This window comes from Methylobacterium crusticola, from assembly GCF_003574465.1.
GTDB lineage: Bacteria > Pseudomonadota > Alphaproteobacteria > Rhizobiales > Beijerinckiaceae > Methylobacterium > Methylobacterium crusticola.
Map to the genome: position 1 here is coordinate 1 of NZ_QOWC01000078.1, position 24,213 is coordinate 24,213.

Consider the following 24,213-nt stretch of genomic DNA (forward strand, 5'->3'; position numbering starts at 1 on the left):
GGCGGCGGCGCGGGCGCTCCCGGCCCCCAGCGCCAGGCGGGCGGTCCAGGCCGGGGCCGCGCCGTCGCGTGCCGGCGCTCCCGCCGCCTGCGGCGGCGTGGTGAGGTCGAGCCAGTCTCGTCCGGGCCGCGTCGTCACTGACTCTGCCATGTTGCTGCGCGCGCGCCTCTGCACCGCGGCCACGCCCATGGCCACGGTGACGAGCAACGTCGACCCGCGCGGGGCAGTTCCGCCCGCGGATGGGTGCCCGCTCCGCGCGCGGACGAGGAGGCGAGCCCACGCGTGTCCGCCGTGGCCGGGACGAGACCACCGCCACGGCAAGAACAAATGTGCAGCGCAGCATGCATTGACCCTGCACCTTGGCCGTATTTGACCGCGGCTGACAGTCTCCGCATCATGCATCCGGAACGATATTCGGGGATCGGCGTTTCGGACCATCGATAAGAGTTCGCCCGATTGCGCGAGACCTGGAATCGGAGGGAAAGTCATGAATCGTTTGACTGTTGGGCTGGCAGCTCTGCTGATCAGCACCTCGGCGTTCGCCCAGGGCGCCGGGTCGCCCGGCGCGAGCGGGACGGCGGGCGGCGCCTCACGCGGCGGCGAGACGGGCCAGCCGGCGGCCAAGGGCGGCCAGGGCGGCGCGCAGGAGAACCGGGCTGAGACCGGCGCGGGCCGAGGCCAGCCCGGCATGGCCGACAAGGACCGGGACCAGCCCGGCATGGCCGACAAGAGCCGGGACCGGCCCGGCATGGCTGACAAGAGCCGGGACCGGCCCGGCATGGCTGACAAGAGCCGGGACCAGCCCGGCATGGCTGACAAGGGTGGTCGCCCGGAGACGGGCCGGCAGACCGGCACCGAGGGCGGCGACCGCATGGCTCGCGACGGGAAGCGGCGCGAGGCCGGGCCGGGCGAGCGCGCCGGCCGCGACGAGGCCCGCGACGGACGCCGCGAGATGTCGGGCCGCCGCGACGTCGAGGAGCGGACCGAGAGCCGCCGCGACACGCAGACCCGCATCCGCACCGGGTCCCGCGAGGAGAGCGTCTCCGGCGGTCGCCGCTTCGTGACGATCGCCGGGCAGCGCGTGATCTACGGCTCGCCCGAGTACCGCCGGCTCGTGGTGGTGGAGCGGCGCGAGACGCGGGGCGTGCGCACGGGCGGTGCGGAGTTCGTGGTGATCCAGGGGCGCCGGGTTCGCGTCGGCTCGCCCGAGTACCGCCGCCTGGTGGTGCGCGAGCGCAGCGGCCCGAGCCGGACCGTGGTGATCCGCGGCCAGCGCGTCGTCTACGGCTCGCCCGAGTACCGCCGGCTGGTCGTCGGCGAGCGCAGCAGCGTCACCGGGAGCGTGACGACCCGCAGCGAGCGGACCCGCGACCGGGTCGACGTGCGCCGCAGCGAGGGCGTCTCGGCCCGGGCCGGCACGCGGGGCGAGCGGGATGCCGGCGCGGCGCGCCACGACGAGCGCGGCGGCATGGCCGAGCGCGGCGGGCGCGACACCCGCACGGGCATGGGCGAGAAGGGCACGGGCGACAAGGGGATGGGCGACAAGGGGATGGGCGGCCAGGAGCCCGGCGCCCGGAACGCGGCCGGGACGGGCCGCGGCGAGGAGCGTGGCGCCGGGCAGCCGGGCGGCACGAGCGGCGAGCGGGGCCAGGCCAAGGGCGGCGCGGGCGCGGCGCCGGACACGACCGGCAGCACCCAGAGGGGCGGCGGGCGTCCCGGCGCCGCGCCGGGCGCCGGCGGCGCCTCCGGCGGCCGGATGTAGGCCCCGGGCTCTCCGGCGACCGACCTCGCGTCGGATAAGCATCGCCTCTCCCCGTATGCGGGGAGAGGTTTTTTCGTTTCGGGGGCCCGGTCCTCGCCGGCGCGGTCGATCGCCCGCGGTCGGCTCGGCGCGGCGCGGCGGTTCACTCCCCGGCCGCGCTCCGCCAAGATGCGCGCCGTCGCACGCGATCGGGAGGTGAGCATGAAGGTGCGCGGTCTGGCCTCGCTGCCGGAATTCGCCAGCGACGCGGACATCGCGGTGGCCCTCGTCGGCAAGCAGCGGGCGCCCGCGGCGGAGGCGCTGTTCGCGACCCTCGAGGCGTCCGGCTTCCCGCACGTCGATCCGCGCTTCAACGCGCGCTACGTGCCGGCCGTGCGCCGCTTCTTCGAGGTCGAGTACGGCCTCGCGGCCCCCCTCGACCCGCCGTCCGGCGACGGCGAGGTCCCGGCGCTCCGGGTCCGGGCACGGCGCCGGGACTGACCGGCCGCGCGAGCCCGCGGCCCAGCCCGGCCTTGATCGGCGCGCTCCGGCGCGGCACGATCGGGCCCGGCGCCCCGGCCCCGCCCGGTCGCGGCGCCGGGGGCGCGGGGCCCGCCTCAGTCCCGCCCGGATGAGGCCTTAGGCGCGCCACGACGCGGGATTCAGGATGCGGTGCGCGAGATCGCACCCCGTCGTCTCCCGTCCGGCCGCCCGCGGCCGACCCCTCTCTCACGGCAGCCGGGCTGAACCGATGCGCAGATGCTGAAAACCGCCATCGTCGCAGCGCGGGATCGCCAGCGCCTGCAGGAGATCGCCGGGATCCTGATCGGGTTCGGCGTCAACAAGGTCGTGGACCGGCTGGGGCTGCGGGGCATCCCGCGGCTCGCCTGGCGCAGCGCGCCGGCCGTCGACCTCACCCGCCTGTCCCAGCCCGAGCGCCTGCGCCGGGCCATCGAGGCGCTCGGCCCCACCTTCATCAAGCTCGGGCAGGTGCTGGCCAGCCGCGCCGACCTTCTGGCGCCGCAATGGACCGAGGAGCTCGGCAAGCTCCACGACCAGGTCGCGCCGCTGCCCTGGGAGGTGATCCGGCCGCAGCTCGAGGCCGACCTCGGCGCGCCGCCCTCCGAGATCTTCTCCGAGTTCGACGTCAACCCGATCGCCTCGGCGTCGATCGCGCAGGTCTACCGGGCGCGTCTCGAGACCGGCGAGGAGGTGATCGTCAAGGTCCGGCGGCCCGGCCTGCAGAAGGTGATCGAGGCGGACCTGCGCCTCCTCTCCCACGCCACCCGCATCGTCGAGAGCGAGTGGCCCGAGATGGCGCGCTACCGGCCCACCGAGCAGATGCGCCACATCTCGAACGGCCTGCGGGAGGAGCTCGACCTCAACAACGAGGGCCGCAACTGCGAGATGCTGGCGGCCCTGTTCGCCGACCGCGAGGACGTCGTCTTCCCGAAGATCTACTGGGACTACACCTCCGAGCGGGTCCTGGTGCAGGAATTCATCCACGGCATCCCGCCGACCGACACCAAGCGCCTGGAGGAGGCCGGCCTCGACCGGGTGCTGCTGGCGCAGCGCGGCGTCGACGCCTTCCTGCACATGGCGCTGATCGAGGGCGTCTTCCACGCCGACCCCCACCCCGGCAACCTGCTGGCGATGACCGGCAACCGGGTCGGCTTCATCGATTTCGGCATCGTCGGCCGCCTGTCGCAGCGGCGGCGCTCGCAGCTCCTGATCCTCATCGGCGCGATGCTGAAGGAGGATGCCGACGGGCTGATGGCGGTGCTCCTCGACTGGACCGGCGCCAGCAACCCCGACCTGACCCGCCTCGAGGCCGCCTCGCAGGCCTTCGTCACCCGGCACAACGGCACGACGCTCAACCTCGGCCTCGTGCTCACCGACTTCATGACCATGGCGCGCGAGAACGACCTCGCGATGCCGACCGACCTCGCCATCCTGTTCAAGGGCCTGGTGACGGCGGACGGCGTGATGCGCCAGCTCGACCCGAACTTCGACCTCTTCGCCGCGGCGGGCCCGACCGTGCGGCGCACGATGCGGGCGCAGTTCTCGCTCAAGGACCTGAAGGGCCGCTTCCAGGGCCTCGCGGCCGGGCTCTACGGCGCCGCCTCGGAGCTGCCGACCCTGGTCCACCTGATGCTGGTGCGCCTCAAGCAGGGCCGGGTCACCGTCGAGATCGAGCTGAAGGGCATGGACAAGCTGACCCGGGGCATCGAGCGGGCCGCCGCGCGGGTCGCGGTCGGCCTCGTGGTGGCGGCCTTCGCCACGCAGCTCGCCCCCCGGCTGATGGAGCACGGCACCCCGGCTTTCGTGACGATCGGCATCCTCGTCCTCACCATCGGGATCGGCTGGATCCTGCTGCTCGCCCGCAACCGCTGAGGCACGGGGCGGCGCGCCCGGCGCGCCGCCCCCCGCTCACGGCCGCCGCCTGCCGCGGCGGCGGGCCTGGAGCGCGCTCGCCTCCCGGGTGGCGTGGCGCGGGCTGCGGAACACGCGGCCCTCCAGGGCGTGGAAATCCGGGTGGGCGGCGAAGAACCGGAAGCCATCGGGCTCCGGGACGACGATGCCGGCCGAGGTCTCGTTCACCTCGACGATGCGGGCAGAGTGCATGACGTGCGTCTCCTGGCGCCGGCCCGGCATCGGGACGCGGCGCGGGATCGGGGAAGTGCGAGCGTCGGGCCGGGCGTCGCGGCCTCGTCGGTCGGGGCGGGCGCGGGGCGCGCCGCAGGTTCCCGCGACGGGCGCGGACGGCCTTGCTCGACCTGGTGCGGGATCAGCGCGGGGCGGGACAGCCGTCGCGCACGGCGCGGGCCGGGACCTCGCGGCGGCGGCACATTCGTCGGGGCCGCGTCATCGCACGTCGCTCCGTGGTCGGTCGCTCCGCGAAGCAGGGGAGCAGGGCGGTCGGGCGCGCGCCGGTGCGGGACGGACGCTCGCGGTCCGCGCGCTCCAGGGCCCGGCCAGGATCGCCGCCAGGACGGTCCGTGTCAACCAGAACGTTCTTTTTATGGAACAGTTCGAAGGACGTGGCTCGACCTCCCGCGGGTCACGGACGCGGAAGAAAGCGGTTTTTTCGCGGGCTGATCGCTCGCCATCCGGACGGTGACCCGCGGCCTGCTCCGGCGCGTCCCCTGCCCCGGCCGGCGGGGTCACCGGGCGCGCTAGCCGGTCATTGTTCGTTATACAAAACGATCGCGCGTCGCGCCGGGCGCCCGGGCCGTGCCCCGGCCTCGCGCCCGCCCTGCGCCCGGAGGTGCTGGCGCGGCGGTCCGCCCTCGCGCAGGATGCCGGCGAACCGGCATCAGGGAGAGCGCCGCGTGACGACCGAACCGCACGACCACGACCACGATTCCGCGCCCGGTGCGCCGCGCTGGAAGCACGACGGCGTCCGGGTGATCACCGGGGACAAGCTCGACCCCAACACCGCGCAGACGCCCGGCATGTTCCGGCAGGCCGCCATCAACCATGCCCGCGTGGGCGCCCAGAAGATCTGGGCCGGCACCGTGGCGATCCAGCCGGACGCCAAGACCGGCGTGCACCACCACGGCGCCCTCGAGAGCGTGATCTACGTGGTGCGGGGCCGGGCGCGGATGCGCTGGGGCGAGCGCCTCGAGTTCGTGGCGGAGGCGGGGCCCGGCGACTTCATCTACGTGCCGCCCTACGTCCCCCACCAGGAGATCAACGCCTCGCCGGACGAGCCGCTCGAATGCGTGCTGGTGCGCTCCGACAACGAGGCGGTGGTGGTGAACCTCGGCGACATCGAGCCGGTCGAGAAGCCCGAGGCGGTCTACTGGGTCGATCCGATCCACCGGCACCCGTGACGGCAGTCGAAGTCGCCGGGTTGCACAACCAAAGCGTGCTTAACTCCGATCCGCAGGCGCACCGGATGTCGAGCGGCGGGCGCTGACCGCCCTCGTCTCTCCGTCATCTCGCCGACGCCCGCGCCGTCGCCAGGGAAGCGGCGCCGCGACACGTCGCGGAATTGCCACGCCCCGCGGATCATCTCGGCGGGACTTGGGCCCGGGACCCCTGCGGGCGCGCCGCTTAAGGGCTTGTTAAGCACGCGGGGCGAGGCTTCCGGGGTTCACGCCGCGCAGGTGCCCGATGTCGCTGCCGAAGGCCCGACCCTCCTTGATCGACGGCGGCGACTGCCCCGTGCCGCTCGAGACGCTCGGCGCCCTCTACCGGGGCGACCGGGAGGCCGTGGCGGCGATCGTGGCCGGCATCCCGAACCTGACGCGGGCACGCCTCGCCGCGTACCTCTACGGGAAGAGCCACCTGCACGCGCTCGGCCTGCGCCTCGCCGCCACCTGTGCGGAGGCGGACCTGGTCCAGGTGGCCGGCCATGCCGGCGCCGTGCTGTTCGCCCAGGCGCGCCAGCCCGGCCCGCCGACGAGCGAGCCGCGCGTCTCCGGCCCGCGCCGGATCAGCCTCGCGGGCTCCGGCTCCCTCGCGCGGGGCGTCGACTGACCTGAGGCGCGCCGAGGCGTCGGCGGGCGGGACGCGCCGGCAGCGCGGCTGCCCGAGGCCGTGTGCGCCCGCCGGCGCGCGCTCTGAACCCCACGGTTGCGGTCGCGACGGAACGGGCCCCGGGTCAGGCCCGAGGCCGTGTGCCGGGCGGGCGCGTGGCACGGCAGCCACACTCCGGACTTCCCTCCGCCACCGCCTTGCTCCGCCGGGGGCGACACCTTACGCCTTACCGCAAAGCTCATTCATATCAGTAGCTTAGGATAGTTATAAACTGGCGCCTGCCCGGGCAGGCGCGTGGTGGCGCGTGCGCGGAGTGTCAGATGCGGGTTGGCAAGTCTCAGTACCTCTTCTCCCCCCGGAGCGCTGCGTCGCGCCTCGGCCTTGCCGGCGCTTCGCTCCTCACCCTCGCCGTGGCCGCGGCGGCCCAGGACGCGACGCCGCCGCGCCGCGGCATCGCCAGCCCGCCCGCCGAGGCGACGGTGCAGCTCGACGAGATCACCGTCGAGGGGCGCGGGGGCGGCGCGCTGCCGCCCTCCGCCGCGGCCGCCGCCGTGCGCACCGTCGAGAGCCCGACCGGCCCCGTGAACGGCTTCGTGGCCACCCGCTCCGCCACCGCGACCAAGACCAACACGCCGCTCATCGAGACGCCGCAATCGATCAGCGTCGTCGGGCGCGAGCAGATCGACGCCCAGAAGGCCCAGACCCTGACCCAGGCGACCCAGTACGTGCCGGGCCTCTACTCGGGCACCTTCGGGGCCGATTCGCGCATCGACTACTTCACCCTGCGCGGCTTCGTGGCGAGCGACTACGGCATCTATCGGGACGGGCTTCAGCTCCTGAACTACGGCTTCGCCTATTTCCGGGTCGACACGTTCGGCCTGGAGCGCATCGAGGTGCTGCGCGGGCCCGCCGCCGTGCTGTTCGGCGCCGGCAACCCGGGCGGCCTCATCAACCAGGTCACGAAGCGCCCGACGCTCGACCCGCTGCGCTACGTCGAGGTCGGCGGCGGGGCCTTCGGCCAGGGCGGCTTCGGCTACGCCGCCTTCGACCTCGGCGGCCCGGCCGACGCGGACGGCCACTGGTTCTACCGCCTGACCGGCATCGGCCGCACCGGCGGCACCCAGGTCGAGGGCGCGCCGGAGGACCGCGTCTACATCGCGCCGGCCTTCACCTACAAGCCGGACGGCGCGACCAAGCTCACCGTGCTGTCGAGCTACCAGCACGACAACGCCGCCGTCACGGCGAACTTCCTGCCCTATTCCGGGACGGTCCGGCCGAACCTCTCGGGGCTGCGGATCCCGCGCTCGCTCAACGTGGGCGACGCCGACCTCAACACCTTCCGGCGCGACCAGGCCTACGTCGGCTACGAGTTCGAGCACGCCTTCGACGAGACATGGACGGTCCGGCAGAACCTGCGCTACTCGTTCGTGGAGAGCTTCCAGAACTCCTACATCGGCCAGATCGGCTACAGCGACGCCGCCGAGACCCGCCTCGCCCGCTACCAGTTCCGCGACAGCGCCCGGGCCAACCTGTTCCAGGTGGACAACCAGGCCGAGGCACGCTTCTCCGACGGGTTCTTCCGCCACGACCTGCTGCTCGGCCTCGACTACAAGAACTACCAGCTGCACGACAACCAGGCGTCGACGTTCCCGGGGCCCAGCCTGAGCATCCTGTTTCCGGTCTACGGGCAGCGCGTCGCCGCGCCGACGCCCTACCTCGTCAACGCCGATTCGTTCGAGCAGCTCGGCCTCTACGCCCAGGACCAGATCAAGATCACCGACCGGCTGACCCTCCTGCTCGGCGGCCGGCAGGACTTCGCCGACAACCGCGTCCGCGACCTGCTCACGCCGGGCAACAGCAACGGGCGCAGCGACAACGCGTTCACCTACCGCACGGCCCTGATCTACAACTTCGACTTCGGCCTCGCGCCCTACGTCACCTACGCGACGTCGTTCCAGCCGCAGATCGGGACCGACGTCAACGGGCAGTCCTTCCGGCCCGAGACGGGCGACCAGATCGAGGGCGGCGTCAAGTTCGAGCCGCCGGGCGCAGGCTACTTCGTCACGCTCGCGGGCTTCGACCTGCGCCGCTCCAACGTGCTCACCGCCAACCCGGCGAACACGCTGTTCCAGACGCAGATCGGCGAGGTGCGCTCCACCGGCTTCGAGGCGTCGCTGACCGCGACCCTGGCGGAGGGCTTGAACGCCGTCGCGGCCTACACGGTCTTCGGGCTCACCACCGAGAAGGGCACGCCGGAGCAGCTCGGGCGGGTGCCGGTCAACATTCCGGAGAACCTCGCCTCGCTGTTCGTGGACTACACCATCCCGTTCGGCGACTGGAAGGGGTTCGGCTTCGGCGGCGGCGTGCGCTACATCGGGCGCTCCTTCGCGGACGTGGCCAACACCGTGCGGGTGCCGGATTACGTGCTGTTCGACGCCCAGGTGCACTACAACTACGAGAACTGGCGCATCGCCCTGAACGCCACGAACATCGCCGACCGGCGCTTCGTGTCCTCCTGCCAGGCAATCAATTCCTGCTTCTACGGCGACGCCCGCCGGGTCGTCGCGAGCCTGAGCTACAAGTGGTGAGGCCGGCCCCGCGGCCGGGCGGTCCCGGCCGCTCCGGTCACTCGGCCGCCGTCGGGCTCTCCCGCGGCTCCGGCCCGGCCGGGGTGCCGTGGAGGCGGCGGTAGTACCCGCCGGCCTCGACCAGGGCGTCGTGCCGGCCCTCCTCGGCGACCCCGTTCTCGGCCACCACGACGATGCGGTCCGCGTTGCGGATCGTCGCGAGGCGGTGGGCGATGACGAGGGTGGTCCGCCCCTCGGCCAGGTCCGTCAGGGATTGCTGGATCTCCCGCTCGGTCTGCGTGTCGAGCGCCGAGGTCGCCTCGTCCAGGATCAGGATCGGCGGGTTCTTGAGGAAGACCCGCGCGATCGCCAGGCGCTGCTTCTGGCCGCCCGAGAGCTTCACGCCCCGCTCCCCCACCGGCGTGTCGAGGCCCTCGGGCAGGCCCGCGATCAACCCGTCGAGGCGCGCCCGGCGCGCCGCCTCGCGGATCTCGCCCTCGTCGGCGTCGAGGCGGCCGTAGGCGATGTTCTCCCGGATGGTGCCGGCGAACAGGAAGACGTCCTGCTGGACGATGCCGATCTGGCGCCGCAGGGACGCGAGCGTGAGGTCGCGGATGTCCCGCCCGTCGATCGTGATCCGGCCGGCCTCGACCTCGTAGAAGCGCGGGATCAGCGAGCACAGGGTCGTCTTGCCCGCCCCCGAGGCGCCCACGAAGGCCACCGTCTCGCCGGCCGCGATCCCGAGGTTGAGGTTCGCCAGCACGGAACGCCCGGAGGCGTAGCCGAAGCTCACCCCCTCGAAGCGGATGTCGCCCCGCAGGGGCGGCGCTGCGACCGCCCCCGGTCGGTCGACGATGTCGGGCCGGATCGCCAGGAGCTCGCAGTAGCGCCGGAAGCCCGCGATGCCCTTCGGGTAGGTCTCGACCACGGCGCCGATCTTCTCGAGCGGGCGGTAGAACACGCCGACGAGCAGCAGGAACCCGACGAAGCCGCCGGCCGTGAGGTCGCCCCGGACCACGTAGGCGGCGCCCCCGAGCAGCACCACGATCTGGACCAGCCGCATGCCGAGGTAGTTGATCGACAGGCTGCCGGCCATGATCCGGTAGGCCTCGAGCTTGGTGGTGCGGTAGCGCGCGTTGTCGGCGGCGAACAGGCGCCGCTCGTGCGCCTCGTTGGCGAAGGCCTTGACCACCCGGATGCCGCCGACGTTCTCCTCGATGCGGGCGTTGAAGGCCCCGACCCGGCCGTACTGGGCCTGCCAGTTGCGGGTCATGCGCCCGCCGTAGCGCAGGGTGACGAAGGCGATCACCGGCAGGATCGCGGCGGTGAGCAGCGCCAGCGGCGGGTGGACGAGGAACATCAGCGCGAAGGCGCCGACGAGGGTCATCACGGCGATGAACAGGTCCTCGGGGCCGTGGTGGGCCACCTCCCCGATCTCCTCGAGGTCCTTGGTGACCCGCGCCACGAGGTGGCCGGTCTTCTGGTTGTCGTAGAAGCGGAACGACAGCGTCTGCAGGTGGTCGAAGGCGCGGGCGCGCATCTCGGTCTCGATGTTGATGCCGAGCACGTGCCCCCAGTAGGTCACCACCACCATCAGCCCGGCATTCGCGACGTAGAGCGCCACGAGCCCGGCCGCCGCCAGCAGGATCAGGGACCAGTCCTGCCGGGGCAGCAGGACGTCGACGAAGGCCTTGACGGCCATCGGGAAGCCGAGCTCGAGCAGGCCCGACAGGATGGCGCAGCCGAAATCGAGCAGGAAGAGGGCCCGGTGCGGCCGGTAGTAGGCGAGGAAGGCCTTCAGCATGGCGCTCAGGTCGGGGGTTGGACGGGGCAGAGGGCGCCGCAGGAGGGTACGCCGGGCAGCCGGTAGCGCGTGCAGCAGACGCGACGGCACGGCCCGTCGCAGGGGCTCCCGGGGCGGAAGGTCTGCGCCAGGGGGCTTGTAGGCGAGGCCCGGCCCGAACGCCACCCGAGGAGGGCCTCGGCCTCCGCCCGCGGCGCGGCCAGCACGGGCGCGGCGGCGACGAGCTCGCGCAGGGTGAAATCCAGCATGACGCCGGCATTGCCCCACAGCACCCGCGGCGAGGGGCCGCCGTGGGCGGCGCAGAGGCCGACGAACGGTCGCAGATGCCCCGCCACCAGGAGGGCGAAGCGCCCGCCCGCGGGCGCGCCGGCCCGCCCGGCCCCGGGCAGCAGGAGGCGGGCGGGCGCGTGCGCCGCGTCGAGCTCGAGGCCGGTCTCCTCCAGGGCCACCGGCAGCACCCGGTCGAGGCACAGGAGCGCCGTGGCGCACGGGATGACCAGGGCCGCGAGGTAGTTCTGCGACCAGAGCGACACGAGGGAGCGCCGGTCGGCCCTCGGGTAGGCCGCCCCGAAGCCGTCGAGCACCCCGTCGAAGACCGCCCGGTCGCGTAAGGACGCGACGGGGCGGCCTCCCGCGCCACCGGACGCGACCGCGACCCGGGTGCCGAACGTCGCCAGCGAGGGCGGCAGGAGGGCGGCGATCTCCGGGATCACGGCGCGCGCCCCGCCCGGTCGGCCGCCAGGGTGCGGGCGATGGCCGACCGCAGGACCAGGAAGGCGGCGGCGAAGAACGACACCGCGAGGGCGTAGTAGACGGGCCAGCCCGCCGCGCCCGCGAGGGCGGGAGCGCCCACGCGCACCGGCATGGCGGCGAAGAACGCGGCGCCGAACAGCAGCGCGTAATCCGTCGCCGGGCGCGGACCTTGCGCCCAGCGGTAGATCATGCCGAACACCGGCACGCCGAGCCCCCCGCCGCAGACGAAGCCCAGCACGGTGGCGGCGAGGGCGAGGCGCGGCGCCCCGGCGAGCGCCGCCGCGCCCATGAGGCCGCCCGCCGCGACCATGCCGGCCGCCGAGAGCGTGACGAGCGGCACCGTCCCGAACCGCCGCACCAGGCTGCCCGACAGCGCCGCCATGACGAGGTTGATGCCGGCCGAGAGGCCGCCGGTCACGAAGCCGACCTCGGCGAGCGGCAGACCGAGGTCGAGCAGGGCGAGGTTGTTGAAGCCCGACAGCACCGACAGCGCGGCGAAGTAGAGGCCGAGGACGAGGACGCGCCCGCCGAGCAGGCGCAGGCGGCCGAGGGTCGCGGCGTCGCGCGCCATCCGGGCGTCGGGACGGCGCAGGCGCGCCTCCGGGTAGCGCAGGATGGGCAGCAGGCAGAGCGCGTCGATGCCGGCGACCGTGAGGATCGCCGCGCGCCAGCCCAGGACGTCGTAGAACCCGATCAGGAGGCCCGACCCCACGATGCTGCCGAGGGCGGCCCCGCAGAACTTCGCCGAGGCCACGAGCGGCCGCAGGTCGTCCGAGACCGTCTCGACCACCAGGGCCTCGAGCGCGACATCCATCGTCGCGACGCAGAAGCTCGTGGCGACGGCGAGGCCGAACAGCACGAGGAGCGGCCAGGTCTCGCCCCCGCTGAGCACCGCCAGCAGGGCGACGGCGGTCGCCTGCATGGCGACGATCCAGCCGGTGCGGTGGGGAAGACCCGGCACCCGGAGCCCGTCGACGGCCGCCGCCCAGAGAAACGTGAGCCCGACCGGGAGGTTGATGAGCTGGAGCAGGCCGATCTCGGCGAGCTCGACCCCGCGCGCGCGCAGGATCAGCGGCGCCCCGCCCGCGAGGAAGCCGAGCGTCGTCCCGAAGGTGACGTAGAGGCAGAGGAACGGGGCCAGGGGCCGGACGAGGGCGAAGGCGCGCATGAGGACGGGCAAAGGCCGATCAGGCGCTCTCGCGGGACCGGCCGGGATGCGGGCCTCGCGCATCGCCCCGCGCCCCGCGCGTCACGGAGGAGCGCCCGGGATCGCGGTCCGCGCCGAGCCGCGGCCAAGGGCGCCGGCCGCGCCCGCTCCGCCCTGGACCCGGGGCCGCGGCAGCGACCCGCGCGCCGCGGCCCCGGGCCTGGGCCCCGGCCGGCCGCGCGGCGACCTCCGTCACAAGGAACGGCGGACCGGCACCAGGGTCACGTCTTGAGCCTCGAACCACGAATCCTCGCAGGAGCGCGCGGCAACACGGGGCCGGACGCGCGGAACATAGATTGGAACGATGATAAGCTAGATCATCGCCGTCTCTCGACTTCGCTATGACCTACGCGATGCGGTGATGTCCAGTGCCGCGGCCGGGCCCGCCGGATCCCGGCGCGGCGGCGGCGATGGCGCTACAGGTGCTTGAGGCCGAGCTCTGCCAGGAGCGGAAGCAGCTCGTTTCGCGCGCGGACGCGGTGCTGGCGGGCGCGCTCGCGGGCCTCGCCGCCGTCGCCCGCCCGGATCGCCGCGACGATGCCGTGGTGCTCGGCCAGGGATGCGTCGAGCTCTCGCCGCAACTTGAGCGTGAGCATCCGGGCGCGATGCGCCTGGTCGTTGACCGTCCGCATGATCCGGATCATGCGGCCGTTGCCGGCCTGCTCGACCAGGGTGCGGTGGAAGCCCTCGTCCGCCGGGCCCCACGCCGTCAGGTCGCCGCCGGCCTGCGCCGCCTCCATCACGGAGGTCTGCCGGGCGAGTTCGCCGGCGGCGTGCGCGCGCTCGGCCGCGGGCAGGCCCGCCACCAGCTCGGCGGCCTGCCCCTCGACGGCGATGATCACGTCGTAGATCTCGCGCAGGTCGTCCGGCGCGATGGCGCAGATCAGGATGCCCCGCCGCGGCAGCACCTTGACGAGGCCGTCCTCCTGGAGCCGGATCGCCGCCTCGTGCACCGGCGTGCGGCTCATGCCGAGCCGGGTCGCGATCTCCTGCTCCGAGGCCTGGTAGCCGGGCGCGAAGCTCGCGCTGCGGATCGCCTCCCTCATCGCCGCGTAGGCGTCGTCGACGAGCGAGGTCCGCCGCGCCCCGGCCTCGTCCCGCGCCGCCCGTGCCCGTTCCATGCCCGGCTCCGTGCCCCCACCCCGGAGGTCTATCAGCTTCCATGCCACGTGCAATGGCAGGGTTGACAAGCCGGCATCCGCGCCCCTAACACATCCCAGCTTGCATGGAAGTTGGCGCTCAAGCGTGGGCCCAGGCGTGCGGGCGGTCCTGAGGGAGGACACGATGGACGGCTCGCTCGAAGGGGTCACCATGCGCCGCGTCGCCTGGCGCCTGGTACCCTTCCTCTGCATTCTCTACGTCGTCGCCTTCGTCGACCGGATCAACGTCGGCTTCGCGGCCCTCACCATGAGCCGCGACCTCGGCCTCACGCCGACCATGTTCGGCTTCGGCGCCGGGATCTTCTTCCTGTCCTACTTCCTGTTCGAGGTACCGTCGAACCTGCTGCTCGACCGCTTCGGCGCGCGGCGCTGGATCGCCCGGGTGATGATCACCTGGGGCCTGATCTCGATGGGCTTCGCCTTCATCACCGGGCCCGGCCAGTTCTACGTCCTGCGCTTCCTGCTCGGCGTGGCCGAGGCCGGCTTCTTCCCCGGCGTGATCCTCTACCTGACCTACTGGTTCCCGAAGCGCTGGCGGGGCCGGGTCACCGCGGGGTTCGTGGTCGCGATCCCGATCGCCAGCGCGGTCGCGGCGCCGGTCTCGGGCTACCTCCTCGCCATGGACGGCATCCTGGGCTTCCGCGGCTGGCAGTGGATGTTCATCCTCGAGGCGGCGCCGGCCGTGATCCTCGGGTTCGTCTGCCTCGCCTACCTCACCGACCGGCCCGAGGGCGCGGCCTGGCTCACGCCCGAGCAGCGCGACTGGCTCGTGGCCGAGATGCGGGCCGAGCGGGGCGCGCCCCAGCACCATTCCCTGCGCGAGGTCGGCGCCACCCTGGTCAGCTGGCCGGTGCTGCGCCTCGCCCTGGTGTATTTCGGGCTCACCACCGGCCTCTACGGGATCGAGCTCTGGCTGCCGCAGATCGTCAAGGGGTTCGGCCACTCGAACATCGAGGTCGGCTTCATCAGCGCGCTCCCGTACCTGCTCGCCATCGCCACGATGGGGGCCTGGGCACGGCACTCGGACCGGACGGGCGAGCGTTTCGGCCACGTCGCCGCCGCCTGCGCGGTCGGCTGCGCCGGGCTCGTCGTGGCCGGCCTCGTCCACGAGTTCGTGGTCCCGACGGTGATCTTCCTCGCGATCGCCATCGCCGGGGTGATGGCGGCCCGCCCGCCCTTCTGGCAGCTGCCGACCGAGTTCCTCTCCGGCACGAAGGCGGCGGCCGGCATCGCGGCGATCAACTCGATCGGCAACCTCGGCGGCTTCGTCGGCCCCGCGCTGATCGGCTGGGCGCGCGAGGCCTCCGGCAGCTTCACGCTCGGGCTGATGATCTCGGCCGCGACGCTCGCGCTCTCGGCGGCGTTCACCCTGTCCCTGCGGCGGACCTCCCGGTCCGCCCTCCCGGCGCTCGTCGTGCGCTGACCCCCCTCGCGTTGAACAGGAGCCTCGTCATGAAGCAGTATCGCATCGCCGCCATCCCGGGCGACGGCATCGGCAAGGAGGTCATCGCGGCCGGCATCGAGGTGCTGAACGCCCTCGCGGGGCGCAACGGGCAGTTCGGGTTCTCGTTCGATCACTTCGACTGGGGCTCGGACTACTACAAGGCGCACGGCGTGATGATGCCCGAGGACGGGCGCGAGCGGATCAGGGACCACGACGCGATCTACTTCGGCGCCGTGGGCGCGCCGGACGTGCCCGACCACATCACGCTGTGGGGCCTGCGGCTCGCGATCTGCCAGCCCTTCGACCAGTACGCCAACGTGCGGCCGACCCGGGTGCTGCCCGGCATCACGAGCCCGCTGCGCCACGTCTCGGGCCCCGAGCTCGACTGGGTGATCGTGCGCGAGAACTCGGAGGGCGAGTATTCCGGCGTCGGCGGCCGGGTCCACCGCGGGCTGCCGGAGGAGGTCGCCACCGACGTCTCGATGATGACGCGCACCGGCGTCGCGCGGATCATCCGCTACGCGTTCGAGCTGGCGCGGGCGCGCCCCCGCAAGCTCCTCACCGTGGTGACGAAGTCGAACGCGCAGCGCCACGCCATGGTGATGTGGGACGAGATCGCCGCCGAGGTGGCGCGGGACTTCCCGGACGTGACCTGGGACAAGATGCTGGTCGACGCCATGACGATGCGCATGGTGATGAAGCCCGGCTCCCTCGACACCATCGTGGCGACGAACCTGCACGCCGACATCCTCTCCGACCTCGCGGCGGCGCTCGCCGGCTCGCTCGGGATCGCGCCCACCGCCAACATCAACCCGGAGCGGCGATTCCCGTCGATGTTCGAGCCGATCCACGGCTCGGCCTTCGACATCACCGGCAAAGGCATTGCCAACCCGGTCGGCACCTTCTGGACCGCCTGCCAGATGCTGGAGCACCTCGGCGAGCCCGCCGCGGCCGCCCGGCTGATGCGCGCCGTCGAGCGGGTCACCGCCGATCCGACCCTCCACACCCCCGACCTCGGCGGCCAGGCGACGACCCGCCAGGTCACCGACGCGGTCATCGCGGCCATCCAGGGCGACAACGAGTGAGGCCTCGGCCGCCGTCCGCCGCCGCGGCCGGCGGCCTCGCCCGGCACGAGGCGGAGCCTCGCGGCCGGGCCTCACCGGGCACGGCCCCGGCCTAGACGGGCTCGTACACGAAGCGCTGCTCCGCGGGCGCGTCCGCGGGCGCGGGCCGGTCCAGCCGGTCCGCGCCGCGGGCCATGTCGCGGACGCCGGCCGCCCAGCGGTCGCGGATCGAGGACGGCGAGAAGTCGAAGCTCTTCGCCGCGAGCTGATCGGCGCCGGGCCGGTGGACGACGTGCAGCAGCGTGACCCTCGGACCGTCCGGATCGAGGCGCTGGCGCAGGGCGTACTCGCGGGTGAGGCCCGCGACCGCGCGCCGGCCGGGGCTGGCGAAGATCAGGTCGTTCGCCCGCTCCAGGACGGCGTCGAGCGAGGCCGGGCGGGGTGCCTGCACGCTGAACAGGTCGAGGGCGATGCAGAGGAGGTCGCGCTCCGGCTCGGTCGCGAACAGCGGATCGAGGGGCAGGTTGTTGGTGTAGCCGATGTCGCAGAGCAGCCGGCCCTCCACCTCCACCGGCGGGAAGGCCGGGAGGAGCGCGGTGCTCGCCAGGATGTGCTCGGGCCGGATCGCCTCGCGGGTCGTGTCGACGTAGACCTCCTCGCCGGTCGTGACATCGGAGCAGGCCACCGTGAGGCGGGTCTCGCTCCGGTTCAGCCGCTCGAAGTCGACGAGCCGCTCCAGGGTCCCGCGCAGGGGCGCGTGGTCGAACAGAGCGACGTCGTCGGGCATCCACGGCAGCGCGGACCACAGGCCCGGCAGGCGCTGCCGGAAGATGTTGGGGCGCCCCCAGGCGAGCGTCAGGAGGGCGTGCGCGCCGTTGTAGTACTGGCGCGGCTTCAGGAGGTCGGTCGCGCTGAGGCCGGTATGGTGGGTCGCCTCGTCCCAGAACTGCCGGAGGCGGGGGATCCGGTCCTCGGGGGCGTTCCCGACGATGATGGCGGCCGTGACGGCCCCGATCGAGGCGCCCACGACCCAGTCCGGCTCGATGCCGCGCGCGCGCAGGACCTCGTAGGCGCCGGCGTGGTAGGCCCCGAGGGCGTTGCCGCCGGCCAGCACGAGGGCGGTGTCGCGAGCGCGCGCCGTCCCGGCACGGGGTCGTCCCGACCCGTCCGGCGAGGGTCGCGGGTGGGGCGTTGAATCCGGAGTCCCGGCGGGCCGAGCGTCGTCGGCGGAAGCTGACACGGGCGATGGATCTTCTCTCACGGGTCGAAGTCGGCGGCAGGCGCGGTCGGCCCCACGGGTCGCTTGCGTCGCGCGGCGCGGCGGCAGGGCGCAGACCCCGTCAGGGCGCCTCGGCCGGGGCCCGGCGCACAGGCGCTCCGGCCCCTGCGGCGAGCCGCCTCTCGCGCTCGGCTCTCAGCTCCCGTTCGGCCAGGAGCCAGAGCTCGATCTCGCGCCCCTGCGGGCGGTGATAGCGTTCCCAGAGATCGTAGGCGCGCGCCCTGATCTCCTCGATCGTGACCTCCGGACCATCCGCCATGCGCCCGCTCCCCGCAGCCCCGGCCGCCCCGGTCGCGGAGCGACCGGTCCGCGCGACCGCCGAGCGGCATGAGTGACCGGGAGGCGTCTGGCTTTGATCCAGGTTAATGATGATGGTCAACGCCGCCCGCCCGCCGCTCCGCACGCGAGGGCCATCGACCGGCGCTCGCCCGCGGGCGCCGCCGCCGCGCCCGGGCCTGCGGAACTCCCCGTCCCACCCGGGGCCTCGTGCGCGCCGGCACCGGGGCCTGCCGGTTGACGTCCGGAACCGCGCTCGGCCCGAGGCAAGTGCTCGGCGACGCCAGGCAATCCGGTGGAGAGGTGACGCTTGAAAGCGAGGCCGGGCGCGGCCACCAGCCTGCCGCGCAAGACCCCGGCAGGCCGGCGCCGCGCCCGTGTGCGCCGCCTGCGTGTCACCACGCCGGGAGCGGGCCCGTGCGGGGTGCGTTCCGGACCGCGTTCGAGGCGACGCGGCGGCCCCGCTCCTGGCAGTGGCGGCGACAGGGCCGGCGCCGCGACCCGCGGAGGGTCCGGGTCGCCGGTCCCGCCGGGCATCGGCCTGTCCCGCGGGCCCGCGGGGAGCCGCGCGGGTCCGGGCGCCGCTCCCCGCCGCGTGGTCCTCAGGCTGCCTTGCTCTTCGCCTTGCCGGTGTTCCCGGCGGACGTGGCGGGCTCGGCGCCCTCGACGTTGATGCGCTCGGCGATCTGCGTCAGGAGCGCGTCGGTCCGCTTCTCCTCCTGCAACGTCTCGTCGAGGAGCTTGGCGGCGTCCTCGTGACCGAGCTGCGTCGCCCAGGTCTTGAGCGTGCCGTAGCGGGCGATCTCGTAGTGCTCCACCGCCTGGGCGCACCCCACCAGCACGGCGTCGGCGGCCGGGCTGTCGCCGAAATCCTCCAGGTCCTCCTCCATCTCGGAGGTGAGGCCCTGCATCGCCTCGCAGGTCTTGGCGCGGGCCGGCTTGCCGATGATCTCGAACACCTGCTGAAGGCGCTCGACCTGGTTGGCGCTCTCCTCGGCGTGGGTCTCGAACGCCTGGCGCAGTTCGTCGTGCTCCGCGGCCTTCGCGGACTTCTTCAGGGCGCGAACCGACTGCTTCTCAGCATAGTATACGTCCTTCAAGGTCTCGTAGAAAGCATCCTGCAAGGTCTTCGACTTCGTCGCCATATCAACGTCCTCGTTATTCAGGGTCCGATCGAGCCGGTTTGCCGATCCGGCGCACCGGTGATGCCGGAAGAACGCGCCGCAGCCGGCGGAGGTCCGAAGATTTTGCTGTGGGGATTTGCATGAAGAGCCGGAACCGGCGGCCGATCACCGAAACGGCCGAGCCTGCGGGCGTTCCGGTCAGGTCGCCGCGCCCGCGCGCCGGCAGGGCCGCGGACCGGTCGCGCGGGCGCCTCGCGGCGGCCTGCACCGCGAGGGGGAACCGGCGGGGCCGCCGCGTGCGGGCGCCCGCCGGCCGGGCCGGGCACGGCCCTACTTCGTGATCTGCTTGGGCGAGATCGGGTCGCTCGACGGGAAGGTCTCCTCCAGGGCCTGGTCGAGCAGCTTGTCCTGGCGCTCCTTGAGGTCCTCCCCCGGAACCCGGTTGCCGGGTGCGGAGGCGGCGGCGAGATCGGCCCTGCCCCGCTCCGGGTCGCGGTCGTCGCGCTCCAGGGGCCGCGGGCGGCGGTCCTGCATCCCCCTGAGGAGCCCGGAGCGCCACGCCAGGAGGCCTAAGCCCGCCGCCGCGACGACGACCGAGGCGGTCAGGAAGAGCTCGTTCCCGCCGGCGCCGACCCGCGTGCGGTAGCGGGGTGAGCGGAGCGCGCGCGTCTTCGCCCGGACGAAGGTCTGGGTGGCGTCCGCCACCTGCCCGGCCGAGAGCAGCGCGCGCGCCGCCGGCAGGAACTCATGGTTGAGCGCGTGCAATTGCTGGTCGGCCAGGTAGGTGACGTCCTCGAACGCGTTGAGCCACCCGTCCTGCGGGCGCCGCCCGTAGCGGGCGAGCGGCGCGAGCTTCTTCATCACCTGCCCGTGGTCGCGCCGCAGCGTCTCGATCAGCGGCCCCGTTCGGGCGTGGCGCGCCAGGACGGCGTAGAGGCTCGCCTCCAGGGCCTCGGCGTGCAGCCCGAGCTGGTCGATCAGGTCGGTCATCAGGCGCTCCCGGCTGCGCACGGTGCCGGGGCCGTTCAGGGCGTTGGGAATCTCACGGATGAGCTGCCCGATGTTCTCGTGATCGCGTGCGATCATCTGCCAAACGTCCATCGCTCATACTCCCGCGGTGTAGCACCTCCCAACTCGCACGTTTTCGGTCCGTTCCTGAATCCGGCCGGCGACGCGCGTCGCCGGCACGCCGGCGGGGCGGCTCGCGCGCCCGCGAAGGGGCAGCCGGCGCGCTACTGCCGGCGGAGTGGCTCGGTCGCGAAGTCGAGCAGGCTCGCGACGTGGTCGAAGACCGTCTGCCGGGTGCGCGCCTCGTCGCGGGCGCGCAGCGCCTCGACGATGCGGCGATGTTCGGTCGAGTCCGGGACCAGGCGGTCCTTGAGCTGGTCGATCTCGTAGAGCCGCGTCGTCGACCGGAGCTCGCGCAGGGTGCGGGCCATGACGTCGTTGCCGCAATGATCGATGATCATGCCGTGGAGGTTGTCGTCGGAGCGCCAGTGCGCGTCGGTGTGATAGGTGGTCGCGTGCATGAGCTCGGCGATCTCGCGGTCGACCGCGATGAGGCGCCCGGTCGGGATGCGCGCCATGGCGAGGACGGCCGCCTCGGGTTCGATCAGCTGGCGCAGCTTCAGGCTCTGAAGGTACTCGCCGAGGTCGACGCGGCGCACGACGTGGTTGCGCCCCTCGCCCTTGCGCACCAGCCCCTCGCCCTCGAGCCGCTGGAGCGCCTCCCGGATCGGCGTGCGCGAGAGGCCGAGCGTCCCGGCGAGGCGCGCCTCCACGATGACGTCGCCGCCGCGCAACCGGCGGTCGCGGATCATCTCGGACACGGATCGATAGGCGAGGTCGGTGAGGCTCGGGGCGCGCCCGCCCGCGCCGCCGGACGGCGTCCCTGTCCGGCTACCCGCTCGCGCCGTCTCGTCCATGCGCTCCCCTTCCCGCCCGCCATGGTATGCCGGCTGCCGACAGCATGGAAACCACGAGTTCGCCGATGCCGGACGCCGACGACGCCCCCGCCGCCAGCCTGTCTGAGCGCGCCTACCGCTCGGTGCTGGCCGACATCCTCGCGGGCCGCCTCGCCGCCGGCGCGATCATCCAGGAGCGCCGCCTCGCCGCCGGGATCGGCGTCTCGCGCTCGCCGCTGCGCGACGCCCTCGGGCGGCTCGAGGGCGCCGGCCTGCTCGTCCGGCGTCCCGGGGGGGCGTTGACGGTGCGCGCGGTGTCCCTCGAGGAGTACCTGCAGAGCCTCGACCTGCGCGCCCTCGTCGAACCGACCGCGGCGGCCCTGGCGTGCCGGGCGATCGCGCCGGCCGACCTCGCGCGCCTCGACCGCAAGCTGTCCCGCATCGAGGCCGACGACGAGCCGGCGCCCGAGAGCGTCTGGGACTTCGACGACGATCTCCACGAGACGGTCGCCCGCGCGAGCCGCAATCCCTTCATCGCCGAGACCCTGGCGGAGATGCACCGCTACACCGTGATCTACGAGCGCCAGCGGGGCTCAGGCCGGCTCAAGCCGGGCACGCGGGACCACCGCGACATCCTGGCGGCCCTCGCGGCGCGCGACGAGGACGCGGCGCGGGAGGCCACGCTCCGCCACCTCCGGCGCATCCGCCGGCGCATGCTCGCGCAGTTCTGAGAACCGCGCAGATTTCCCTTGCGCGAGGAGGCGCAGTCCTGCACCCTGTTGGTATACCAATCGCATGCGTCTTAGCTCCGATCCCAGAGGCCGTCCATGCACGCGCTCCTTCGCTGCCTCGCCGCCGGCGCGGCGCTCCTCGTTCCGGCCCTCGCGCAGGCGCAGGCCTGCAAGCCCGCGGTCGCCGACGCCGACCTCGTCAAGCCCGGCAAGCTGGTGATGTCGACGAACCCGACGCTGCCGCCGCTGCAATTCGTGGACTCGTCGGGCGAGCTCAAGGGAATGCGCGTCGAGCTCGGGACCGAGATCGCCCGGCGCCTCTGCCTCAGCCCCGAATACGTGCGGATCGAGTTCTCCGCGATGGTGCCGGGCCTTCAGGCGGGCCGCTGGGACATGATCAACACCGGCATCTTCTTCACCGAGGAGCGGGCCCGGATCATGCAGATGATCCCCTACGAGAACCAGGCCATCAGCATCTCGGTGGGCGCCGGCGCGAAGCGGCCGATCGCCGGCACGGACGATCTCGCCGGGCTGTCCGTCGGGGTCGAGATGGGGGGCTTCGAGGAGAGGCATGCCCGGCTCATCGACGCGGACCTGAGGGCCAAAGGCCTCAAGGGCCTGACGATCCGCACCTTCGACAACTTCGCCCTGGCGTTCCAGGCGCTGCGGGCCGGGCAGGTCGACGCCACCGTGTCGATCGACGGCGTCGCCGAGGAGTACGCCCGGCGCGGCGACTTCAAGCACGCGCTCGGCGGCCTCTACCCCACGCCCGTGGCGGTGGCCTTCAAGAACCGCGCGCTCGCGGCCGCCGTCGCCAAGGTCCTGGGCGAGATGAAGGCGGACGGATCGTTCGACGCGCTGTTCCGGCGCTACGGCGTCGTGCCGTCCGAGAAGGCGCTGGCGGTGGTCGGCCCGGCCTGAACCGACCCCGCCGGGCGACGCGTCGCCTCGACCGGTCGCGGCGACCGGCGACGACGGCCGAGCGCGCGCGGCATCGCCCTCCGGCCAGCCCTGAAGGAACGAGCGGCATGCTCAACTGGAACTGGGCGGGGTTCTTCGGCTACCTCGTCAATCCCTTCATCCTCGAGGGCGTGTTCACGACGGTCTGGCTGACGGTGGTGGCGATCGCCTGCGGGCTCGTGCTCGGGTTCGCGGTCGCGCTCATGCGCCGGTCGCGGCACCGCCTCGTGTCCGGCACCGCCGGCGCCTACGTCTGGCTGTTCCGGGGCACGCCGCTGCTGGTGCAGCTCATCGTGATCTACACCGCGCTTCCGGAGGTCGGCCTGCGTTTCGACGTCTGGCAGGCGGCGCTCATCGGCCTCTCGCTGAACGAGGCGGCCTACCTCGCCGAGATCATCCGCGCCGGCATCGACGCGGTGCCGCAGGGCCAGGTGCGGGCCGCCCGCGCGCTCGGCATGCGCGAGGGCCAGATCATGCGCTCGGTCGTGCTGCCCCAGGCCGTCAAGATCATCGTGCCGCCCCTCGGCAACTCGGTGAACGGCCTCCTCAAGACCACCTCGGTCACCTCGGTGATCTCGATGGAGGAACTGCTGCGCCGCACGCAGGTCCTCATCCAGGAGCGCTTCCAGGTGCTCGAGCTCTTCGCGGTCGCGGCGATCTACTATCTCCTCCTCACCACGCTGTGGGACCTCGTGCAGCGGCGCATCGAGCACCGCTTCGGCCGGCCCGACCGGCAGATCGGGCTCGACGGCCAGCGCTGACCCGGCGCGCCGGCGGTGAGGCTCCCCCCAACCGGATGGCTGTTCCATGACCACTTCGTTCCGCGGCGTCTTCACCGTCATGATCACGCCCTTTTCGCCCGGCGGCGGCGTCGATCTCGCGGCGCTCGCCGCCTTCACGGACTGGCAGATCCGCCAGGGCGTCCACGGCCTGATCCCGCTGGGCTCGACGGGCGAGTTCCTGTCGCTGTCGGAAGAGGAGCGGGTCTCGGTCGCCCGCACGGTGATCGACGCGGCGGCGGGCCGCGTCCCCGTCCTCGTCGGCACCGGGGCCGAGGACACCCGCGAGGCCGTGCGCCTGACGCGCCAGGCCGAGGCCCTGGGCGCCGACGGCGCGATGATCATCCCGCCCTTCTACTCGACGCCGACCGACGACGAGCTCGTGCACCACTACGCCACCATCGCGGCCGCGACGGCGCTGCCGATCATGGTCTACAACAATCCGGCGACCGCCAACGTCGACCTGAAGCCGGAGCTCGTCGCGCGCATCGCCCGGATCGAGCGCTGCGACTACATCAAGGAATCGACCCTCGAGGTGACGCGGGTGCGCGACATCATCCGGCTCGCCGGCCCCGGCATGACCGTGTTCGGCGGCATCCTGGGCTTCGAATCCTTCGTCGAGGGCGCGCAGGGCTGGGTCGCCGTCGCCTCGAACGTCGCGCCCGGCCCGATGGCGCGGATCTTCGAGCTCGTCGCCGACGAGGGGCGGTTCCGGGAGGCGCGCGAGCTCTACCTCGCGTGGCTGCCCGTCATCGAGGCGGTGGGCGGCCAGCGCTACGTCGCGGGCACGAAGGCGCTGCTGACCCATATGGGCTTCGGCGCCGGCGCGCCCCGCCCGCCCCGGCTGCCGCTGCCGCCGGCCGCCGACGCCGAGATGGCCGCGCTCGTGGCCCGCTTCGGCCTCGCCTTCGCGCCGGCGGCCTGAGGGGCCGGCG

Annotated in this window: 22 protein-coding genes; 12 read left to right on the plus strand and 10 right to left on the minus strand. The window is 73.3% G+C overall.

Features of this window, described 5'->3' with window-relative positions; translation table 11 throughout:
- Positions 1-487: 487 nt before the first annotated feature.
- From DT057_RS20595 to DT057_RS20605, 3 genes are all read left to right on the plus strand, one after another.
- Positions 488-1,762: a hypothetical protein gene (locus tag DT057_RS20595; RefSeq protein WP_128563980.1), complete on the plus strand. Its 1,275-nt coding sequence runs from the start codon at positions 488-490 to the stop codon at positions 1,760-1,762.
- A 201-nt stretch (positions 1,763-1,963) separates the two neighbouring features.
- A complete protein-coding gene (locus tag DT057_RS20600) occupies positions 1,964-2,242 on the plus strand; it encodes a hypothetical protein (RefSeq protein ID WP_128563981.1) in 279 nt (92 codons plus the stop codon).
- Between the two features lie 258 nt (positions 2,243-2,500).
- Entirely contained in the window at positions 2,501-4,135 is a 1,635-nt protein-coding gene (locus tag DT057_RS20605) for an ABC1 kinase family protein (RefSeq protein WP_128563982.1), read from the plus strand.
- A 36-nt stretch (positions 4,136-4,171) separates the two neighbouring features.
- Here the strand turns inward: DT057_RS20605 and DT057_RS20610 are convergent, their stop codons facing one another.
- Positions 4,172-4,366 (minus strand): hypothetical protein, encoded by a 195-nt coding sequence (locus tag DT057_RS20610; RefSeq protein WP_128563983.1) that lies wholly within the window; start codon positions 4,364-4,366, stop codon positions 4,172-4,174.
- Between the two features lie 674 nt (positions 4,367-5,040).
- On the opposite strand from DT057_RS20610, the gene DT057_RS20615 reads away from it, so the two are divergent.
- From DT057_RS20615 to DT057_RS20625, 3 genes are all read left to right on the plus strand, one after another.
- On the plus strand, positions 5,041-5,577 hold the full coding sequence (locus DT057_RS20615; protein WP_203236334.1) for a cupin domain-containing protein: 537 nt from the start codon (positions 5,041-5,043) through the stop codon (positions 5,575-5,577).
- Positions 5,578-5,860: 283 nt separating this feature from the next.
- On the plus strand, positions 5,861-6,226 hold the full coding sequence (locus DT057_RS20620) for a hypothetical protein (RefSeq protein ID WP_128563985.1): 366 nt from the start codon (positions 5,861-5,863) through the stop codon (positions 6,224-6,226).
- Positions 6,227-6,546: 320 nt separating this feature from the next.
- Positions 6,547-8,814, plus strand: a complete 2,268-nt coding sequence (locus DT057_RS20625; RefSeq protein ID WP_128563986.1) for a TonB-dependent siderophore receptor — start codon at positions 6,547-6,549, stop codon at positions 8,812-8,814.
- A 37-nt stretch (positions 8,815-8,851) separates the two neighbouring features.
- Here DT057_RS20625 and DT057_RS20630 read toward each other — a convergent pair whose 3' ends face one another.
- The 4 genes from DT057_RS20630 to DT057_RS20645 form a co-directional block, all read right to left on the minus strand.
- Positions 8,852-10,597: an ABC transporter ATP-binding protein gene (locus DT057_RS20630; protein WP_128563987.1), complete on the minus strand. Its 1,746-nt coding sequence runs from the start codon at positions 10,595-10,597 to the stop codon at positions 8,852-8,854.
- Between the two features lie 5 nt (positions 10,598-10,602).
- On the minus strand, positions 10,603-11,310 hold the full coding sequence (fhuF, locus tag DT057_RS20635) for a siderophore-iron reductase FhuF (protein WP_128563988.1): 708 nt from the start codon (positions 11,308-11,310) through the stop codon (positions 10,603-10,605).
- Complete coding sequence (locus DT057_RS20640) at positions 11,307-12,530, minus strand: MFS transporter (protein WP_407068087.1); 1,224 nt, start codon at positions 12,528-12,530, stop codon at positions 11,307-11,309. Before DT057_RS20640 ends, fhuF begins: the two co-directional genes overlap by 4 nt.
- A 443-nt stretch (positions 12,531-12,973) precedes the next feature.
- Entirely contained in the window at positions 12,974-13,678 is a 705-nt protein-coding gene (locus DT057_RS20645) for a GntR family transcriptional regulator (protein WP_128563990.1), read from the minus strand.
- Positions 13,679-13,841: 163 nt separating this feature from the next.
- Here DT057_RS20645 and DT057_RS20650 point away from each other — a divergent pair, with 163 nt between their 5' ends.
- Together DT057_RS20650 and DT057_RS20655 are read left to right on the plus strand one after the other, a co-directional pair.
- Positions 13,842-15,140, plus strand: a complete 1,299-nt coding sequence (locus DT057_RS20650) for an MFS transporter (RefSeq protein WP_128563991.1) — start codon at positions 13,842-13,844, stop codon at positions 15,138-15,140.
- 29 nt (positions 15,141-15,169) lie between these two features.
- On the plus strand, positions 15,170-16,246 hold the full coding sequence (locus DT057_RS20655) for a tartrate dehydrogenase (protein WP_128563992.1): 1,077 nt from the start codon (positions 15,170-15,172) through the stop codon (positions 16,244-16,246).
- Positions 16,247-16,337: 91 nt separating this feature from the next.
- Here the strand turns inward: DT057_RS20655 and DT057_RS20660 are convergent, their stop codons facing one another.
- The 5 genes from DT057_RS20660 to DT057_RS20680 form a co-directional block, all read right to left on the minus strand.
- Entirely contained in the window at positions 16,338-17,339 is a 1,002-nt protein-coding gene (locus DT057_RS20660; protein ID WP_238313252.1) for a patatin-like phospholipase family protein, read from the minus strand.
- 226 nt (positions 17,340-17,565) lie between these two features.
- Positions 17,566-17,763: a DUF2934 domain-containing protein gene (locus DT057_RS20665; RefSeq protein WP_128563994.1), complete on the minus strand. Its 198-nt coding sequence runs from the start codon at positions 17,761-17,763 to the stop codon at positions 17,566-17,568.
- Positions 17,764-18,382: 619 nt separating this feature from the next.
- Entirely contained in the window at positions 18,383-18,925 is a 543-nt protein-coding gene (locus DT057_RS20670) for a YciE/YciF ferroxidase family protein (protein WP_128563995.1), read from the minus strand.
- A 309-nt stretch (positions 18,926-19,234) separates the two neighbouring features.
- A complete protein-coding gene (locus tag DT057_RS37260; RefSeq protein WP_269153005.1) occupies positions 19,235-19,990 on the minus strand; it encodes a hemerythrin domain-containing protein in 756 nt (251 codons plus the stop codon).
- Between the two features lie 146 nt (positions 19,991-20,136).
- A complete protein-coding gene (locus tag DT057_RS20680) occupies positions 20,137-20,829 on the minus strand; it encodes a GntR family transcriptional regulator (RefSeq protein WP_128563997.1) in 693 nt (230 codons plus the stop codon).
- A gap of 65 nt (positions 20,830-20,894) precedes the next feature.
- On the opposite strand from DT057_RS20680, the gene DT057_RS20685 reads away from it, so the two are divergent.
- The 4 genes from DT057_RS20685 (at position 20,895) to dapA (ending at position 24,203) form a co-directional block, all read left to right on the plus strand.
- The gene (locus DT057_RS20685; RefSeq protein ID WP_128563998.1) at positions 20,895-21,539 is read left to right on the plus strand and encodes a GntR family transcriptional regulator; all 645 of its coding nucleotides are present in this window, start codon (positions 20,895-20,897) and stop codon (positions 21,537-21,539) included.
- Positions 21,540-21,635: 96 nt separating this feature from the next.
- A complete protein-coding gene (locus tag DT057_RS20690) occupies positions 21,636-22,460 on the plus strand; it encodes an ABC transporter substrate-binding protein (RefSeq protein WP_128563999.1) in 825 nt (274 codons plus the stop codon).
- Between the two features lie 107 nt (positions 22,461-22,567).
- On the plus strand, positions 22,568-23,260 hold the full coding sequence (locus tag DT057_RS20695) for an amino acid ABC transporter permease (RefSeq protein ID WP_128564000.1): 693 nt from the start codon (positions 22,568-22,570) through the stop codon (positions 23,258-23,260).
- Between the two features lie 46 nt (positions 23,261-23,306).
- Positions 23,307-24,203 (plus strand): 4-hydroxy-tetrahydrodipicolinate synthase, encoded by an 897-nt coding sequence (dapA, locus tag DT057_RS20700; RefSeq protein WP_128564001.1) that lies wholly within the window; start codon positions 23,307-23,309, stop codon positions 24,201-24,203.
- The last annotated feature ends 10 nt before the right edge of the window (positions 24,204-24,213 follow it).